The organism is Burkholderia sp. Ed8, assembly GCF_040761425.1.
GTDB lineage: Bacteria > Pseudomonadota > Gammaproteobacteria > Burkholderiales > Burkholderiaceae > Burkholderia > Burkholderia seminalis.
In genome coordinates, this window is record NZ_CP142885.1 from 498509 (window position 1) to 515067 (window position 16559).

Below are 16559 nucleotides of genomic sequence, written 5' to 3' on the forward strand. Positions count from 1 at the left end.
ATGCTCCGTTCGACCGGCACCCCAGTCAACGGAGAACGTGATTGACGATTTCGATCATCGAGTGCTTGGCAGCAGACTCGATCTGTTTCACCAGCAGGATGAAAGTCCGGGCGCCATCTTCTGGCATCCGCGCGGCATGGTCCTTTACCGGACCGTCGAGGAATACATCCGCGCCAGGATGCGGCAAGCCGGCTTCGCCGAAGTCAGGACACCGCAGATCGTGTCGCGCGGCCTGTGGGAGCAGAGCGGCCACTGGGAGAAGTTCGGGAAGAACATGTTCTCGCTCGAGAGCGACAGCCACCCATACTGCCTCAAGCCGATGAGCTGCCCGTGCCATGTGCAGCTCTTCAGGAAGGGCGTTCGTTCGTATCGCGACCTGCCGGTCCGCTACGCGGAATTCGGCGCGGTGCACCGCGCGGAGCCGTCGGGCGCGCTGCACGGGCTGATGCGCGCCCGCGCCTTCACGCAGGACGATGCGCATGTGCTGTGCCTGCCCGATCAGGTCGAGGTCGAAGTCGCGCGATTCTGCGTGCTGCTGAAGACGATCTACGCGGACTTCGGGTTCGACGGGTTCGACGTCGCGCTGTCGACGAGGCCGGCGGTTCGCGCGGGCGACGATGCGGTCTGGGATCGGGCGGAAGCGATGCTGGCGTCCGCCGCCCGAGCGGCCGGCCTGGATTTCGCGATGCTGCCCGGGGAAGGCGCGTTCTACGGCCCCAAACTCGAGTTTCATCTGCTCGACCGTCAGGGGCGGAAGTGGCAGTGCGGGACGATCCAGCTCGACTTCGTGTTGCCGGAGCGGCTTGGCGCAACCTATGTCGCGGAAGACGGCGTGCGCGCGACGCCCGTCATGCTGCATCACGCGGTGCTCGGCAGCCTCGAGCGGTTCATCGGCATCCTGCTCGAGCATTACGAGGGATGGTTGCCGACGTGGCTGGCCCCCGACCAGATCGTCGTCGCGAACATCGGGCAGGACGAACGCGCATTTGCGGACAACACGGCGTTCGCGTTCGAGGACATCGGTTGCCGGGTGCTGCGGGATTTCCGTGCCGAGCGCTTGCCGCGCAAGATCTTCGACGCGCGGGAACTCGCCGCGCCGATCGTCGCGGTGGCCGGGCGGAAGGAAGCGCTGGCCGGCGAGGTGTCGCTGCGGATGAGGAACGGGGAGCAGCACGTGCTGTCGATCGACGCTGCGCTTGTGTACCTGAAGCAGCATGTGCGTGCACCCTCCGCGACGCGTGTGTTTCGCTCGCCGGTTTGACCCGGCGGCAGGCCCGTCCATGTGAAGAACGCGTTGGATGGGCGGGCCGATCGCCGTCGTGGTGAGCGGCTCGCGTATCGATGCGGGTGCCGGCGACGGCGCCGTGCTACCCGCGTGCGATGACCCGCGCCTTCACGCACTTGAGCCACAGCCGGGCGGCCCCGACACCGCCCGCGACCGGAATCCGCGGCAGCAGGAACGGATCGTCGGCCGCGCCGGCACATCCGCGCCGGGTCGTCGTCGCATTGTCGTATCCGGCGTCCGCGACCTGGTCGCGTACCCGCGCATCCAGGTCGCCGTACGGGTAGCAGAACGATTCGACGGGGTGGCCGCTCAATGCCTCGAGGCGCCGCTTCGACTCGCTTACCTGATGATCCGACTCGAACCCGGGCACCTGCGACAGCGCGACGTGATCGAGCGTATGCGAGCCGACTTCATGGCCATGGTCGCGCCACATGAGCATGTCCTCGCATGTCATCAGCGGTGAGCGCGCGGTGTCGTCAGCCGCATCCCAGTCGTTCTGGCCGCCGAAGCGGCCGGCGACGAAATAGCAGGTCGCGGTGAACCCGAGTGCGTCGAGCACCGGCATCGCATGGGTCAGTACGTTGCGAAAACCGTCGTCGAACGAAATGCCGAAGACCTTGCCGCTGCGCTCGCCGCGCAGATACGGCCGCAGTTCACGCACGCTCAGCCCGCGGTAGCCGAGCCGCTTGAACAGCGTCATCTGGCGGCGGAACGCGTCCGGTGCGACGCTCAGGCCGCGTAGCCGGTCGGCCGGCGGCGGCAACGGGCGTATCTGGTGATACATCAGGATCGGATGGCGCGTGGCGGAAAGAAACATCGGCAGCCCGGGAAAAACGCGGCGTTACGCGGCCTTGCGGAAGATCCGCAGGGTCTTGAATTCGCCGATCTCGACGAAATCGGCGTTTGCCGCCCACTGCGCGATGATCGGCTCGGCCTTGCGGTATGCCGACGAGCCCTTGTAGAACAACAGGTGACCATTGGGCGCGGTATGGCGTGCGAACAGGTCGAGCACCTCTTCGTCCGTTTTCGCGCCATAACGGCTGTTCGACTCGTCGCGGAATTCGCACAGATGGAACAGCGTGACGACGTCGAATGCCGGCAGCAGGCCCGAATTGCTCGTATAGATGTCGCCGAAATACGCGAGGTAGGTCTTGCTGATCTCCGGTTGCCGCGTGACGAGCTCGACGTACGACTTGTATTCCTTCGGCGATGCCGTCACGCCGAAAACGGTGTTGTTCAGGTGCGGCCGCGCGCATTCCATGCCGACATGGTGATGGCCGCCGGTGCCGAAGTGATAGATGCGCACGCCCCTGAGACGCACGGATTCCAGCCATTCGACGAAGTGCACGTCGCACGGACATTCCTGCGTCCGCAAATCCCAGTACTTCTTCCAGATATTCATTGCCATCAAGCGGACCTCATGGATGTCACCCAGCGGTAGGGGTTGTGTCGAATCGATTTCTGATAGACGGACAGCGTCGCGTCGACGAAGGTGTCGAACGAGAACTCGCGCTTGCCTTTCAGCCGCGCGCTGCGCCCCATCGAACGGACGCAGCCGGGTTCGCGCACGATCGCGCGCAGGATGGCCTCGATCGCTTCGGGCTCGCGCGGCGGGACGACCCAGCCGTCGATGCCCGGCTCGACGTTCTCGGGCAGCCCGCCCACGCGTGTGACGATCGCGGGGCAGCCGAGCGACATCGCTTCGCGGCACGCGTACGACAGGCTCTCGTGGTACGACAGCACGAACGACACGTCGACGATCGCGAACGGCGCCCGTACGTCGTCGAGGCGACCTGTGAACGCGGTGCGCGACGCCATGCCGTGCCGCGCGATCTGTTCGCGCTGCTCGCCGGACGGCTCCGCGCCGACCAGCAGCACGCGAAACCGCTCGCGCTCGCTTTCGGGCAGCCGGCCCAGCGCCGCGATCAGGTCCATCCAGCCTTTCTCCGGCGCGGTGCCGGCGCTGCTGCCCAGCACGATTGCGTCCGCGCCGGACGGCCCGAACAGCGCGATCTTGCGGCGGCGGATTTCGTCGCCGGCCAGCCGTTCGGCGGCCGGGCGGCGCACGCCGTGCTTCACGACCGTGACGTTTCCATACGGCGAACGCAGCGCGAGCATGCTCGCGACATAGTCGCTGACCGCGATGGTGTGGTCGGTGGCGAGCCGTGCGCGCAGCAGGTTGCCGAAACTGTCGGCCCGATAGGTGTTGTGCTTGGTGAGCACGACCGCGGGCCGGTAGCGGCACCCGAGCAGCGCGAGCATGACCTGCCGGTGGTCGGCGGACCCGTTCACGTGGATGACGTCGAAGCGCTCGGCGACGATGCGCCGGCGCAGCCGGACGATTTCCTGGCACAGCCGGTTCCAGCGCGGCTTGAATTCCATGTCGAAGATGGCCACGTCGGGGCTGTCGTTCAACAGACGCGACAGGCGGCTTCCCGCCGGCGACGCGACGGTCACGCGGTGATGCCGGCTCATCGCGGCGGCGAGATCGCGTACGTAGGTATCCTGGCCGCCGCCGTAGTCGCCGTGGAAGTTGGTGTACAGAATGTTCATCACGATGCCGCTTTTCCTCGATCGCCCATTAAAAGGACTACTGATGAAATGAATGGCTCAACCCGTCGGGAGCAATGACTCGAACACGGTGCCGCGTTTGCGGCTCGCGATCGCGGATCGACGCCCGGGCATGGCGCCAACGCGAATCATTTCCAAATATTACATATCGTTTACGTATCGTAGTGTCGAGGTCTGCGCATCTTTGTGAGAATGTGTCGCGATCGCTTGACCGTCTCGGCCGCCTGCGCGGAGCGTGGCGCTGACGCGTGCGTGCGCGTAACCCGTTTGCCACGGCGGCGCCGACCGATTTCTCGCCGCTCGGCCGGGCTGTTCCACGCCGGCCGGCCCTCGCCAGGGGCGTGCTGGATCGCGACAAAACCTGTTTTGCCGGCGACATCCGGACACAGATCAACCGGCGCCGCTTTCAGATTTGAAAGCCGGTGCGCCATTTGCGTTAGAATGCCCCCCCTTGTCCGCCCTGGCGACCGCCAGGGCGGACTGGTCGCCCGCGTGGCGGCACAGGTTCCGATTCGCAGCCGGACGCGAATGATTTGCCAGCCGTTAGCAACATACGTTTTGTGATTTGGATTACTAATGAAGAAGAAGCACAACATTACCAAGTACATCGTCATTGCGATGATGCTTGGTATCGCCGTGGGTTATGCATGCCACAGCGCGTTTCCCGACCCGAAGATGGCGAAGGAAGTCGCCGGTTACGTGTCGTTGCTGTCTGATGTATTCCTGCGCTTGATCAAGATGATCATTGCACCGCTGGTCTTCGCGACGCTGACCGTCGGCATTGCGCAGATGGGCGACGGCAGCGCGGTGGGCCGTGTGGGCGTCAAGGCGTTCGGCTGGTTCTTCATCGCGTCGTTCACGTCGCTGCTGCTCGGCCTGCTGACCGCGACGATCCTGCAGCCGGGCAGCCACCTGAGCCTGCCGCTGCCGCCTTCCGATGCGGCCCTCAACCTGAAGACGGGCGCCTTCACGCTGAAGGACTTCGTGGTCCACCTGGTGCCGAAGTCGATCGCCGAGGCGATGGCGAACAACGAAATCCTGCAGATCGTCGTGTTCTCGATCTTCTTTGGCACCGCGCTGTCCGCGCTCGGCGACGCGGGCAAGCGCCTGACCGGCGTGATCGAGGATCTCGCGCAGGTGATGCTGAAGGTGACGGGCGCGGTGATGTGGTTTGCGCCGGTCGCGGTGTTCGCGGCGCTCGCGTCGACGATCACGACCGAAGGGCTCGGCATCCTGCTGACGTTCGCGAAGTTCATGGCGAGCTTCTATCTGGCGCTCGCGCTGCTGTGGGGCGTGCTGACGCTCGCCGGCGTGACGTTCCTCGGCAAGCGTGCGTTCACGCTGATCCGGCTGATTCGCGAGCCGTTCCTGCTGTCGTTCGCGACGGCGAGTTCCGAGGCCGCGTATCCGAAGCTGCTGGACGCGCTCGACCGCTTCGGCGTGAACCGCAAGATCTCGAGCTTCGTGCTGCCGATCGGGTATTCGTTCAACCTCGACGGCTCGATGATGTACTGCACGTTCGCGGTGCTGTTCATCGCCCAGGTGTACGGCATTCATCTGCCGCTGGGCACGCAGATCACGATGCTGCTGATGCTGATGGTGACGTCGAAGGGGATGGCCGGCGTGCCGCGCGCGTCGCTGGTCGTGATCGCGGCGACGCTCAACCAGTTCAACCTGCCCGAAGCCGGGTTGCTGCTGATCATGGGCGTCGACATGTTCCTCGACATGGGGCGCTCGGCCACCAACGCGGTCGGCAACTCGATCGCGGCCGCGGTGGTCGCGAAGTGGGAAGGGCAACTCGGCGAACCGCGCGACGACAATGATTCGGACGCCGGCACGGTAACCGAGGTAAAGGTGCGGGAGACATCGGCATGATGCATGGCAGCGCGGCGACGCGTTGCCTGATCCGCAGTCGATGACAATCGCCGGCCAGGATTCGCGACGGATTCTGGCCGGCGATTTGTTTTGCGCAATGATTTTGCGCCGCATTCGGCGGCCTTTTTCGATTCTCCGCTAAAAGCGTTTGCCGTTTCAATCCGTCGCCGCTGGACGAGCGGCGATATTCCCGCAGGCGAACGCCCGATTCTCCCCATTCCCGTGCCGGTGCGTAAGTGAACATTCACTGTCGCGCACTCGTGCTTGCCGCAAGCACGAGCGGACCGCAATTTTTTTCGATTTATATAACGCTATTCTCGCCCTGCTCATTATCGAACGCATGCCGTACGTAATACCGATTGCGCCGGATGATTCACGGGAAGAATTTACGCATTGCGGATTTCAAGCCATCTGGCCGGCCGGTCCCTCAGGTGAATGTCTGCATCATTCAGGAGAGCAACCGTCATGGTCGCCAGCAAACGAATCCAGGCTGCGCTTGTTGCCGCGGCGATCGCCGCGATTGCGCCGGCCGCGCACGCGGGTAATACCACCGACTGGCTGGCGAACACCTACGGTACGCTCGCGGCGCACGTCGGCAACGTCGCGCGCGCGATGTGGGTCGCGCCCGAAGGCGTGATCTATACCGCGTCGATGTGGGACGAGGATGAAGGCGGTGTGGCGATCTACCAGAACGGCAAGAGCATCGGCTCGATCGGCACGCATTCGGAATTCCAGGGCAGCGCGATCACCGGCAACGCGACGTCGCTCTTCGTCGCGCTGCAGCCCGGCAAGACGTACGGCAGCGGCGCGGTGGGGCGCTACAACCGCGCGACGAAATATCGCGACCGCGTGATCCAGATCAGCGCGGCGACCAACCAGCCGCGCATCGACGTCGTCACCGGGCTCGCGACGGCCGGTTCGCTGCTCTATGCCAGCGACTTCTACGGCAATCGCGTGCGCGTATTCACCACCGACGGCGTGTGGCAGCGGGACATCGACGTGTCGGCGCCGGGCGCGCTCGCGGTGGACGGTGCGGGCAACGTGTGGGTCGCCCAGAAGAGCGCGGGCTCGATCGTCGGCTTCAGCCCGGCGGGCGCGTTGCTGAACACGATCCGGATGCCGGCCGGGTCGCGGCCGTCGGCGCTGTATTTCGATGCGGCGGCCGGCCAGCTGCTGGCGGGCGACGAAGGCCCCGACCAGAACATCAAGCGCTATACGGTGGCGGGCCGACCGGCGCTGGTCGGCACGTTCGGCGTGCGCGGCGGCTATCTCGACACGACGACGGGCATCAAGGGGCAGGTCGGCGCGCAGCGCTTCACGCGCATCGTCGGGATCGGCAAGGACACCGGCGGCAACCTGTACGTGCTCAACAATCCGTGGGGCGGCAGCTGGGATCTCGGCCGCAACGGCGCGACCGACATTCATGCGTACAGCGGCACCGGGAGCCTGCGTTATACGCTGCAGTCGTTGAATTTCGAAGGCATCGCCGCGCCGGATCCCGTCACGGACGGCGCGCTGTTCTATGGCGGCACGCACGTGTACAGCGGCACCGCGGGCGGCAAGTTCGTCGCGAACACCGTCGATCCGTTCGCGTACCCGGCGGACCCGCGCATCAACATGAGCGACACGCAGCGCGACGAACACTTCGGTCTGCTCACGTCGGTGGGCACGAACCGGATTCTCGTCGCGGCCGGCCAGAATCCGCCGGTCTTCTACTTCTACCATTTCAACGCGGCGAACGGCTATATCGCGATTCCGGACGGCTCGATTCCGGGCCCCGCATTCAACACGACGCAGCGCGTGACGAGCGGCTTCAGCATCGACAGCAAGGGCGGCGTGTGGGCGGGCCTCGACAAGACCGGCGCGATCACGCATTACCCGCTGACCGGCTTCGACGCGAACGGCAAGCCGTCGTGGGGGCCCGGTGTCGCGACGCGCATTCCGGCCAGCATCCTGCCGCTGACGCGCATCGTCTATCTCGCGGACAGCGACACGATGGTGCTCGCGCAGGGTGCGCCCGGCAGCAACGACTGGACGTCGATCGGCACGCGCATCGAGGTGTACCACGGCTGGAGCGCGGGCAACACGACGAAGCCCGATCCGGTGATCACGCTGCCGCACAGCGGCGCCAAATCGATCGACGCGGTCGGCAATCATCTGTTCGTCGGCTACTGGTTCAGCAGCAGCGGACCGCTGTGGCCGAACGTCGACGCGTTCAACCTCGCCACCGGCAATCTCGACACCACGCTGGTCAATGCGAGCCCCGCCACGGTCGATACGAGCAGCGCGATCGACGCGATGTACAGCCTCCGCGCGTACCGTCGATCGAACGGCGAGTACGTGGTGATGAAGAACAACGTGAAGGGGAACAGCATCACCGTGTACCGCTGGACGCCTTGATGTGCCGGGCGTGCGGCCGCGTTGCGCGGCGCGGCATTCCCCAACCTCCCGACGCGGAAACGCGGTTCCGTGCACAATGACAGCGGCACACGCAGGCGCTGCGTGTGCGTGCACGATGAACCGGCGCGGCGCTCCATGCCGCGCTTCTTACGCTCGAAGCGACGATAACGATGAAGATGAAGACGACACCGAACCGCCTGGTGCTGATTGCCGCGCTGGCCGGCGCACTGTGCGGCCCTGTTCACGCGCAGACGGCCGCGACCGTCGCGACCGTCAACGGCACGCCGATCACGCAGGCCGACGTCGATACGCTGCTGCGTGCGTCCGGGCAACCCGACTCGCCGCAGGTCCGGCAGGCGATCAAGAACCAGCTGATCACGCGCGTGCTGGTGCAACAGGCCGCCGAAAAGGCGAACTACGGCGACAAGCCCGAGGTCAAGGCGGCGGTGCAGCAGGCGAAGGTGACGGCCGAGGTGCAGCTGTACCTGCGCGACAACGTGAAGCCCGAGCCGGTGACCGACGAGCAGGTGAAGGCGCGCTACGACGCACTCGTCGCGACGCTCGGCAAGAGCGAATACAAGCCGCGCGTGATCGTCGTCAAGGATCCGGTGACGGCCGCGACCGTGCTGAGCGAACTGAAAGCGGGCAAGTCGTTCGACGGGCTCGCGCGGCAGTACAGCATGGCGCCGAGCCGCGACAGCGGCGGCGAGCTGCCTTGGGTGAGCTTCAACACGCCGGCGGCGGAAGGCAAGACGGGCGGGTTACCGCTGCCGGTCGCGCAGGCGCTCGAGAAACTGGCCGTCGGCGCGACGACCAAGGATTCGATTCCGGTCGACGGTGTGCGGGCGATCGTGAAGCTGGATGCGAAGCGGCCGACGCAGGTGCCGGGTTTCGAGGCCGCGAAGCCGGGACTTCAGCAGCAGCTGCAGGCGATCGCGGTCGAGAAGGCGAGCGCGCAGATGATCGGCGATCTGCTGAAGGACGCGAAGATCACGCAGTAACGCGACGGCGATATCGCGCGCGTCATGCGCGCCAGATCAGGTTCGCGCTCGTGGCGGTTTCCGACGCGAGCCGGAAGCCGAGCCGTTCGTAGAGCCTTCGCGCCGGGTTGCCGTGCAGCACGCTCAGCGAGACCGGCACGTGCTCGCGTGCGGCGTCGGCCAGCAAGGCGCGCAGCACGGCCTCGCCGATGCCGCGGCACTGGTGCGCGGGGAGGATCTGGATCTGGTGGACGTGCCACTCGACGGCGGTGCGCGTCACCTTCAGCAGGCCGATCGCGGCGGCACCTTCGCAGACGATCATCGCGTCTTCGAAGTGGGTGCGGATGCGCTGGTCGTGCGCTGCGTCGTCGGTCGGTGCGCCGACCCGCTGCAGGTGCTCGGTCATCGTCAGTCGACGGAGCGTCAGCAGGAAGGGGAGGTCGGCGGCGGAGGCAGGACGCAGATCGATCGCCGTTTTCATGATGGGTGACGGATTGCGTTGGGCATTGGAGCGGCGACGCGGATCACAGGCCGGGCAACTGAATCTGCCGGCCGGCCGGACGATGTTCGAGGACATCCGTGACTTCGTATTCGGTTTTTGCCCCGTCCGAAGTTTGCCATTGCTGCATGCGGACATTGCAGACGAGCACGTCCCCCTTGCTGAAACTGATCTGGCTGTTGTTCACGCGCGACAGGAAGCCGGCATCCGTGATCGCCGCATGAATCGTCGACGTGCCGTCGTGCAGCCGCCATTTGTTGTCGTCCTTGAACGCGAGCGACACGATCGAGAACGCCATCTTGCGATGCTCGTCGAGCAGGAGCGCATCGGCTGGCTCGGGCGCGTGAAACCACGCAATTTCGTGGCGGGCGACCGTCTCGAACACTTGCGTATCGGTGCCGGCCGCGAACATCTCGATGCCTTCGTGCGCGAGCGGCGCAAGGACCTGCGCGGTTGCGTGGCGAACGCGGACGTCGCGCAACAGCGTGAGGACGGGCAGGTCGATCTCGAGTTCGTCGCCGTCGACCTGCAGCACCGCGCCGTGGTCCTGCACCCGCACGTGCCGGATCTCGCGTCCGCGCTGCCACTTGAGGACGGCGAAAAGCCCCTTGCTCGCCTTGGGCGCGGCGATGCCGAGCGCCGTCAGGATCGTGACCGCATTGGCGAGCGCCGTGCCTTCGTTGCCGCTCAGCATGTCGCGCATGCGGCCGAGCAACGAGGTCGCGAGCGTGAAGTCGATGCCGAAGCTGCCGGTCTTGAAGCTGCCGCGCACATTCACTTGCGGCCGAACCTGATCGCCGCACAGTGCACGCGTCGACGCGTCGAGCAAATCGCCGAATGCAAGCAGCGCGGGCGCGAGTTCGCGCACGTCCATCTCGGACGATTCGAGCGCGGGGCCGTCGTACGTGACGCGAAATCGGCTCATGGCATCAAAGGGGCCGAGATCGGCCGGGCCGGGACGGTTTCCATTGCATGTGGTCATGTCGAATGCGGGCTGGAAAGGTGGACGATACCCGAAACGAGTGCTTCCGGATGTCTTTCATGATGGGGGTGAACGACCTGCCATGCGCGAATTTGGCCATTCGGCCAGGGGGACACGCGGACGTGTCCCGACAGCATCCGGCCACCCGCGAACTTTTCCGATATCTTCCCGGTCCCAACCGCCGGCTTGCGGGCACGCCGGCGCCGCCGAACGCGCCGCCGGTCCCCGGTATTCCCCGGCCCGCGCCGTCCGCATATCATTCGCACATCGCGCACCTGCAGGCCGCAGGCGCGGCATACAGGGATTCTCGATGGACACCAAACGATCGCGGCCGGGGCTCGTCGCCGCGCTGCTCTGGGCGGCGCTGTATCTCGCGACCGGCTACATCTCGCACGAGTTCAACGGCCCCGTCCGGCTGACGGGCTATATCTGGCTGCCGGCCGGCGTGACGGTCGGCGCGTTCATGCTGCGCCCGGTGCGCGACTGGCCGACGCTGGCCGGCGCGTTCCTCGTCGGCCAGCTCGCGCTGACCGCGATCGAACACGGCAGCCTCGTCAACGCCGTGCTGTTCACGGTCGACGAGGTCGGCGCGGCCGCGCTGGCCGTCTGGCTCGTGCAGCGCGTGCGCTTCTCGCTCGAAGGGCTGTACTTCCTGCGCTCGGTGATCCTCGCCGGGCTGATCGCGGGCGTCGTCGGCGCGATCGGCGGCGCGGCGTGGTACACGACGGTCAAGGGCGCGCCGTTCTTCGACGTGTGGTCGGTGTGGGCCGCGTCCGATTTCGTCGGCGTGCTGCTGGTCACGCCGGTGCTCGCGTCGTGGTCGCGTTTTCGCGCGCACCGCTCCGGCGACCACGAGCGCTTCGACCTGATGCTCGGCATCGTCGCGTTCGCGCTGCTCGGGCTCGTCGCGCTCGCGATCTTCGACGGCGACACGTCGCGGAAATTCGGCACGGGCGCCGGCTTCGCGCTCACCTATGTCCCGCTGTTCCTGGCCGTTGCGGTCACGCTGCTGCTCGGCGGCCGCGCGGGCTCGTCGTCGGTGCTGGTGCTCGCGCTGATCGTGATCGAGCAGACCGCGCAGGGCGACGGCCCGTTCTCGTCGTTCCACGAACACTACGGCAGCGCGCTGCTCGAAGCGCAGCTTTATCTCGCGGTTGCATCGCTGCTGGTGCTGGCGGTCAGCACGCTGAAGACGACCCGCGAACGCGTGCACGAGCATGCGGCGGTGCTGCAGAACAACATGGAGCTCGCGCTCGCGAGCGCCGGCCAGATCGCGTACGTGCTCGATCCGGAGTCGGGCCGGATCGACTGGAGCGGCGACGTCGAGCGCGTGTTCGGCGTCGGCGTCGACGCGTCGCAGATCGCGAGCGTGCCGCTCGTGCTCGAACGCGTGCAGCCGGGCGACCGCGAAGCACTGAGCGACTACTGGAACGCGGAGATCGCGGGCGAGGACCGCGCGTCGCTGTCGCTGCGCATCGTGCTGCGCGACGGCGGCACGCGGACGATCACCGACCACGGCGCGCCGCTGCTCGATTCGAACGTCGACGTGACGGTGGTCGCGGGCGTCTGGCAGATCGAGCGCGTGTGGCCGGCGGACGAATGAGCGGGCACGCGTCATGACAGGGCGTACGGGCGTCCTGCTGATCCATGGGCTCGGTGGCACGCAATACGATCTCGGTTCGCTGCACAAGGCGATGCGGCGCGCGGGCGCCGACCCGCACATGATCACGCTGCCGGGGCACGGCACGCGCCCCGAGGATCTGGTCGGCGTGCGCGCGGAGGCGTGGCTCGACGCGGTGACCGAACAGTATCGTGCGCTGGAACGCGAGTACGACACGCTGCATGTCGCGGGGATGTGCATGGGCGCGCTGGTCGCGCTGCTGCTGTGCCACCGCGTGCAGCATGCGCGCGGCCGGCTCGCATTGCTGGCCGCGCCGGTATTCATCGACGGCTGGTCGACGCCGTGGTATCGGTCGCTGCGGCACGTGCTGTATCGCGTGCCGGGGGTGGCGGAACGGATGCGCGTCGAGGAAGGCGATCCGTTCGGCGTCAAGAACGCGACGATCCGCGCGATCGTGAAGAAGAAGTTCGAGCGGCAGGACGGTTTCCACTATGCGTGGGTGCCGCTCGCGTGCGTGCGGCAGGTCGACCGGATGCGCGACTGGGTGCGCGAGGCCGCGCCAGGCACGCCGTGCCCGACACTCGTGCTGCATGCGCGCGAGGACGAACTGACGAGCCTGCGCTCGGCCGATTTCCTGCTGGAGAAGATGCCCGACGCGCGCGGTATCGTGCTGGAAAACAGCTATCACATGATCTGCGCGGACAACGATCGCGACGACGTCGCGCGGCACGTGCTCGAATTCTTCGGCTTCGATCCCGTGCATGCGGTGAGCCCGGCGATGGCGCGCAGGCTGGGGCGGCTGGAATCCTGATACCTGCTCACGCCGCTTCCGGCCGGCGGGCGAGCCGCTCGCGGACCGCCGGCGACGCCAGGCATGTCGCCACCGCCTCGTAACCGGGCGCGCCCGGGTAAGGCGCCACCCGTGAAGGCGGGCTGTGATTGGCCGGGCACAACAGGATGGTTTCGTCGGGGCCGACGGCCGCCAGGTCGAGGATCGCCGACGAGCGCGTGAGCAGGAACAGCGGCCGCCTGCCGGCGGCGGCGCGTTCACGCAGATGGGCCATCAAGGCCAGTTGCGTGGAACGGTCGAGATCCTGCTCGATCATGTCGACGACCAGCGTGCGCGGGCCTTCCGCTTCGAGGTTGACGAGCAGCGCGGTCAGCGCTGCCGACGGCGTGGCGCCCCTGTCGGCGAGCGAGGTCAGCGCTCGGTCGACGCACGACTTCAGCGCTGGATCGGCGCGCACTGCCGCGCATGCCGCCGCACAGTCGTTTTCCAGCCGATCGAGCCCCACGAACACCGCACCGGGCAGCGCGTCGGCCAGCCGAAGCGCGAGCCGCGTCTTGCCGCTTCCCAGCGAGCCGATGATGTAGTTCAGCGGCCGGATATCGCGACACTCGAACCATTCGCCGCCCCACGGCCACGGCAGGCTGAACGCGACGCCGGTACCCGAATCGTCGAGCAGCCGCGTCAGCTCGCCGCCGGCAGGCATCCGGCCGCGCGCGAGGCCGGCGCGGATCGCGCGCACGCGGTCCATCTTGCGCACCAGATCCTGAACGCCGCGATCGAGCGCGGCTTCGTGTGCCGCCAGTGCGGCATCGAGGCTGCGCGCATCGCCGTCGAGCACGTCCGCCACCTGCGCGAGGCTGAGGCCGAGCTTGCGCAGTGCCGCGATGTCGGCGGCGCGGGCGAGGTCGTCCGGGCCGTACGCGCGGTATCCGGCCGGCGTGCGCTCCGGCATGACGAGGCCATGCTGCTCATACAGCCGCAGCGCCTTGGTCGAAACACCAAGCTGCGCGGCGGCCGCGGATGCGTTCAAACGGGGCGTGGACCTACCCATCCGTCACCTCTTTGCGGTCGATTGGTTGCGTCCAGCATAAAGGCGACCCCAAGGGCCGGGTCAAGCGCGATGGCGCGGCCGCTCAGTCGGCGGCCGCGAATTCCTCCCGCAACGCCCGATACAACCGCCGATACCGCGTGAGCCGCCCCGCCAGCCGATCGACCGACGCCGAATCGGGCGCGACCGTCTCCGTCACCGGCGGCGCGACGCAGACTGCCTCGAGCGGGTCGCCCGTCGCCGCCAGTCGCGCCAGACGCGCGGCGCCGAGTGCCGCGCCGACGGCACCGTCCGCATGACGCTGCATCGCGAGCCCGGTCGCATTCGCGCACAGCCGCGCCCAGAACGCGCTCTTCGAGCCGCCGCCGATGAACGACACCGTGTCGAGCGTCGTGCCGGCCGCACGCAGCGCGTCGTAGCCGTCGGCCATCGCGAACGCGACACCTTCCATCACCGCATAGGCGAGGTCGTCCGCGTCGTGCTCGTTGGACAACCCGAAGAACACGCCGCGCGCATGCGCGTCGTTGTGCGGCGTGCGCTCGCCGCCGAGATACGGCAGGAACAGCGGCGCACGCGCCGGATCGGCGTGCTCGGCGCGCGCGGCCAGCGCGCCGGCGGTCGTGCCGTGCGCGCGCGCGAGCCAGTCGAGGCTCGCGGCGGCCGACAGGATCACGCTCATCTGGTGCCAGCGTCCTTCGATGCAGTGGCAGAACGCGTGCACCGCCGCATCCGGGTTCGGCGCGAAGCGGTCGTTGCCGGCGAACAGCACGCCGGACGTGCCGAGCGACAGGAAGCCGCTGCCGGCGCCCGTGACGCCCATGCCGACCGCCGACGCCGCGTTGTCGCCGGCCCCGCCGGCGATCGTCACGGGCCCCGCGATGCCCCATTCGCGCCGCAGCGCATCGCGCAGTTGCGCGGCCGGCGCATTGCCTTCGACGAGGCGCGGCATCTGCGCGCGCGACAGCTCGGTCGCGGCGAGCATCCGGTCGGACCAGTCGCGGCGCGCGCAGTCGAGCCACAGCGTGCCCGACGCATCGGACAGGTCGGACACGAATTCGCCGGACAGGCGCCAGATCAGGTAATCCTTCGGCAGCAGCACCTTGTGCACCGCGCGGAACACGGCCGGCTCGTACTTCGCGAGCCACAGCAGCTTCGGCGCGGTGAAACCCGGCATCGCCATGTTGCCGGTGATCGCGCGCGACTCCGGCACCAGCGCCTCGAGTTCGACGCATTCGGTGCCGGCGCGCGTGTCGTTCCACAGGATCGCGGGCCGCAGCACCTGGTCCGCGCGATCGATCAGCGTCGCGCCGTGCATCTGCCCGGACAGCGCGATGCCGCGCAGCGCGGCGAAGCCGGCCGGATGCGCGGCGCGCACCGACGCGATCGCATCGAGCATCGCGTGCCACCACGCCTGCGGGCTCTGTTCGGACCAGTGCGGATGCGGGCGGCTGATCGACAGCGTGGCCGAGCCGGTCGCGAGGGGCACCGAGCCGGAATCGGTGAGGAGAACCTTGACCTCGGACGTGCCGAGATCGATGCCGAGAAATGTCACGTATGAAGCGTCCTGTCTGGGGCGCGCGGCGGCGCGCGTCGCGGGAGCGGCGCGTCGTCGTCGCGGCCGTGCGGTTCGTTGAGGCGATGCAGCGCGCGGAACTTCGACGGCGGCACCTGTTTCATCGCGAGAAACTGACGGTTGAAGTTCGACAGGTTGTTGAAGCCGACCCGGTAGCAGATGTCGGTCACCGTCAGGTCGGAAAACATCAGCAACTCGCACGCCTCGTTGATGCGCAGCCGGTTCAGGTAGCGCACGAACGACGAGCCGGTATGGCGGCGGAAGAACCGCGTGAAGGTGCTGACGCTCATGCCGGCGAACGCGGCGACGTCGGTCTCGCGCAGCACGCCGGGCAGGTTCTGCTGCAGGTACGACAGCACCTGGTTGATGGTCGACGACATGTAGTGCTGCGCGTCGCTGCGGTAGCCGGGGCCCGCGAGCACGCGCCGCTCGCGGCACGACGACAGCCGGTCGAACAGCGACATCAGGATCTCGACGCGCCGGCAGCCGTGCGCGTTCGCGAGCTCGAGCATCAGCGGCGCGACCTCGATGCCGATGCGGTCGGGAAACTGCACGCCACGCGCCGCGTCGTCGATCAGGTCGATCACCGGCTGCAGCTCGCTGAACGCGCCGACCATCTTCTCGATCGCATCGCGCGAGAACTGCAGCACGACGTCGCGCGACGGCACACGCTCGCCGTCGGGGAGTTCGCTGACCCAGTTGTGCGGCAGGTTCGGCCCGGTGACGATCAGGTTGCCGGGGCCGAAATCGCCGATATGGTCGCCGACGAACACCTTGCCGTGCGACGCCTGGATCAGATGAATCTCGTATTCGGGATGAAAGTGCCACTTCGCGACCGAATGCGGATAGTCGTGGACCCACGCGCGGAACGATTCGTCGCGGTGGGTGGGAACGATCTCGAGATCCGGGTTCATCGTGTGCTCCGTCGGGCGTGC

General features: G+C 67.2%; 14 protein-coding genes. 6 read left to right on the forward strand and 8 right to left on the reverse strand.

The window, feature by feature from the left end:
• The first annotated feature begins 61 nt into the window (after nucleotides 1-61).
• Entirely contained in the window at nucleotides 62-1261 is a 1200-nt protein-coding gene (gene thrS, locus VXM69_RS02335) for a threonine--tRNA ligase (RefSeq protein ID WP_367188921.1), read from the forward strand.
• Nucleotides 1262-1367: 106 nt separating this feature from the next.
• On the opposite strand, the gene VXM69_RS02340 is transcribed toward thrS, so the two are convergent.
• Genes VXM69_RS02340 through VXM69_RS02350 form a run of 3 tightly spaced genes read right to left on the reverse strand, consistent with a single transcriptional unit; the run spans nucleotide 1368 to nucleotide 3838 of the window.
• Nucleotides 1368-2102, reverse strand: coding sequence for a polysaccharide deacetylase family protein (locus VXM69_RS02340; RefSeq protein WP_367188922.1), 735 nt, complete (start codon nucleotides 2100-2102; stop codon nucleotides 1368-1370).
• 24 nt (nucleotides 2103-2126) lie between these two features.
• Complete coding sequence (locus tag VXM69_RS02345) at nucleotides 2127-2693, reverse strand: hypothetical protein (RefSeq protein WP_301741300.1); 567 nt, start codon at nucleotides 2691-2693, stop codon at nucleotides 2127-2129.
• Entirely contained in the window at nucleotides 2693-3838 is a 1146-nt protein-coding gene (locus VXM69_RS02350) for a glycosyltransferase (protein WP_367189215.1), read from the reverse strand. The genes VXM69_RS02345 and VXM69_RS02350 overlap by 1 nt, the downstream gene beginning before the upstream one ends.
• A 594-nt stretch (nucleotides 3839-4432) precedes the next feature.
• Here VXM69_RS02350 and VXM69_RS02355 point away from each other — a divergent pair.
• From VXM69_RS02355 to VXM69_RS02365, 3 genes are all read left to right on the forward strand, one after another.
• On the forward strand, nucleotides 4433-5731 hold the full coding sequence (locus tag VXM69_RS02355; protein ID WP_059556376.1) for a dicarboxylate/amino acid:cation symporter: 1299 nt from the start codon (nucleotides 4433-4435) through the stop codon (nucleotides 5729-5731).
• 465 nt (nucleotides 5732-6196) lie between these two features.
• A complete protein-coding gene (locus VXM69_RS02360) occupies nucleotides 6197-8131 on the forward strand; it encodes an SMP-30/gluconolactonase/LRE family protein (protein ID WP_367188923.1) in 1935 nt (644 codons plus the stop codon).
• Between the two features lie 170 nt (nucleotides 8132-8301).
• Nucleotides 8302-9132, forward strand: a complete 831-nt coding sequence (locus VXM69_RS02365; protein WP_049028225.1) for a peptidyl-prolyl cis-trans isomerase — start codon at nucleotides 8302-8304, stop codon at nucleotides 9130-9132.
• Nucleotides 9133-9154: 22 nt separating this feature from the next.
• Here the strand turns inward: VXM69_RS02365 and VXM69_RS02370 are convergent, their stop codons facing one another.
• Together VXM69_RS02370 and VXM69_RS02375 are read right to left on the reverse strand one after the other, a co-directional pair.
• On the reverse strand, nucleotides 9155-9592 hold the full coding sequence (locus tag VXM69_RS02370; RefSeq protein WP_367188924.1) for a GNAT family N-acetyltransferase: 438 nt from the start codon (nucleotides 9590-9592) through the stop codon (nucleotides 9155-9157).
• 43 nt (nucleotides 9593-9635) lie between these two features.
• Nucleotides 9636-10592 (reverse strand): hypothetical protein, encoded by a 957-nt coding sequence (locus VXM69_RS02375; RefSeq protein WP_034189717.1) that lies wholly within the window; start codon nucleotides 10590-10592, stop codon nucleotides 9636-9638.
• A gap of 310 nt (nucleotides 10593-10902) precedes the next feature.
• Between VXM69_RS02375 and VXM69_RS02380 the strand changes: the two genes are divergently transcribed.
• Together VXM69_RS02380 and VXM69_RS02385 are read left to right on the forward strand one after the other, a co-directional pair.
• Entirely contained in the window at nucleotides 10903-12195 is a 1293-nt protein-coding gene (locus tag VXM69_RS02380; RefSeq protein ID WP_367188925.1) for an MASE1 domain-containing protein, read from the forward strand.
• A gap of 13 nt (nucleotides 12196-12208) precedes the next feature.
• Nucleotides 12209-13024: an alpha/beta hydrolase gene (locus tag VXM69_RS02385; RefSeq protein ID WP_367188926.1), complete on the forward strand. Its 816-nt coding sequence runs from the start codon at nucleotides 12209-12211 to the stop codon at nucleotides 13022-13024.
• Between the two features lie 7 nt (nucleotides 13025-13031).
• On the opposite strand, the gene VXM69_RS02390 is transcribed toward VXM69_RS02385, so the two are convergent.
• The 3 genes from VXM69_RS02390 to VXM69_RS02400 form a co-directional block, all read right to left on the reverse strand.
• A complete protein-coding gene (locus VXM69_RS02390; RefSeq protein ID WP_367188927.1) occupies nucleotides 13032-14054 on the reverse strand; it encodes a MerR family transcriptional regulator in 1023 nt (340 codons plus the stop codon).
• 82 nt (nucleotides 14055-14136) lie between these two features.
• On the reverse strand, nucleotides 14137-15603 hold the full coding sequence (xylB, locus tag VXM69_RS02395; protein WP_367188928.1) for a xylulokinase: 1467 nt from the start codon (nucleotides 15601-15603) through the stop codon (nucleotides 14137-14139).
• On the reverse strand, nucleotides 15600-16538 hold the full coding sequence (locus VXM69_RS02400) for an AraC family transcriptional regulator (RefSeq protein ID WP_049030664.1): 939 nt from the start codon (nucleotides 16536-16538) through the stop codon (nucleotides 15600-15602). Before VXM69_RS02400 ends, xylB begins: the two co-directional genes overlap by 4 nt.
• Nucleotides 16539-16559: the final 21 nt, after the last annotated feature.